Genomic DNA, 1,443 nt, shown 5'->3' on the forward strand with positions numbered 1-1,443 from the left:
ATTTTCAATTTGAAAGGTTCTGAATAACGTCTAATTACTTTGTCATTTTTGTACATAATGTTTAAAATTATGTAGCCTTTATTCAGGACGGGTCAAAATGTTTGCCAACGGTTTTGTGTATGAGTAGTAGCGAGATTTTAGCTCGGAACTTTTCTCATTTCTTAAGCTATAAATTTATAACTTAATTTTCATTTTTCAACACAGACTTCGCTATTACTTATACATAGTGTTACAGCTAGGTTTTTATTTCGATTTAACTCAGGTTCTATATTTCAATTCAACTTAAAATCCTCTAAAAGAAATTTTTTCGGCGCGCTTGGTTTTTCATCGTTTTATATTCTCAAAGATTGATTTCATTAATTCCTAAATTCGATGATCTAGCTTAAGTCATATTTTCATATGGATTTTCAAATTAACCGATTTCGTTTAGCTCGTTATTATTCTCCAGGTAAAAATCCGTTTGGCTGATTTTCTGATTTTCTCCGTAGCGATTTTCAATTCCAGACCTTTTGGCGAGCTCGTCTTCAATCTTAGTACAAATTCCATTTGGTAAGCGACAAAATTCATTTCTATTTTCGGAGTGATTTTTCCGATTCAGGTATTATATTTTCATATAACACCAGAATATTAAAATAGGAGAGAGGATTTTAAAAATCAACGGCTTAACTTAGCTGTAACGGTCTCGTATAACCGTCAGTTACGGGTTAAATTAGCGATTATTTTCGGTTTAGCACAGGCTTTAGCAATTACGCATGGATTCGGACGTAGTCGAATCCGCCGTAATTGCGGTTATACATTGTTGGCAGTAGTGTTTTTCCACTCACTTATCTACGTTTACTTTCAAGGTTTTCAATTGCCTTGATTATTTTTTCCGCTTTTTGGTCGTCCGTTGCAACGGTCCAGATTTCATTTAGAATTTCTGTCTGTTCTATATTCTCCAGTCGTTCAAAAATTTGCAAAACTTGTGCATCTTTAAAGCATTCCAAAATTTCAGAATTGTCATTCGTTCCGGTTTGATTTTCGAGATATAATGTCACGATTACAGTATCTCCTCCATCTTTGTTTATTGCGTTTCTGATTTCCGAATTAACAGACATTTTTTTGTCCGAATTTTTTACTGGTCCTAAATTCTTATTCTTTATTTCATAACCATCTATTGTCCCTGACACTTTTAAATCTCCCCATTTTCCTTTGATATTTTTTGTGTTGGGGATTATCAATTGATAAGTCCAAGCTCCATTTCCTGGAATATATTGAAGGGTTAATTTTTCATTTTCAACAATATAATTCATTTGTTTTTCAATCTTTCAATGGTCTTTAAATTTCGATTTTGTTCGTTTTGTTTACATTACTGCCAACGGTCTAGCATATACTTTAGTGCGACCTTAATTAGCGTTTATTTCGTTTTCAAGTTACAGACTTTTATAAAAATTTTCAAACTTA

1 protein-coding gene is annotated in these 1,443 nt (G+C 32.4%); it reads right to left on the reverse strand.

The features are described from left to right. Positions 1 to 824: 824 nt before the first annotated feature. On the reverse strand, positions 825 to 1,292 hold the full coding sequence (locus BLV84_RS12385) for a DUF1905 domain-containing protein (RefSeq protein WP_093246179.1): 468 nt from the start codon (positions 1,290 to 1,292) through the stop codon (positions 825 to 827). Positions 1,293 to 1,443 lie beyond the last annotated feature (151 nt).

It is taken from the genome of Psychroflexus halocasei, from assembly GCF_900107595.1.
GTDB lineage: Bacteria > Bacteroidota > Bacteroidia > Flavobacteriales > Flavobacteriaceae > Psychroflexus > Psychroflexus halocasei.

Coding starts and splice junctions, on each gene's coding strand:
- BLV84_RS12385 (WP_093246179.1), bottom strand. CDS start 1,292: ATGAATTATATTGTTGAAAATGAAAAATTAACCCTTCAATATATTCCA.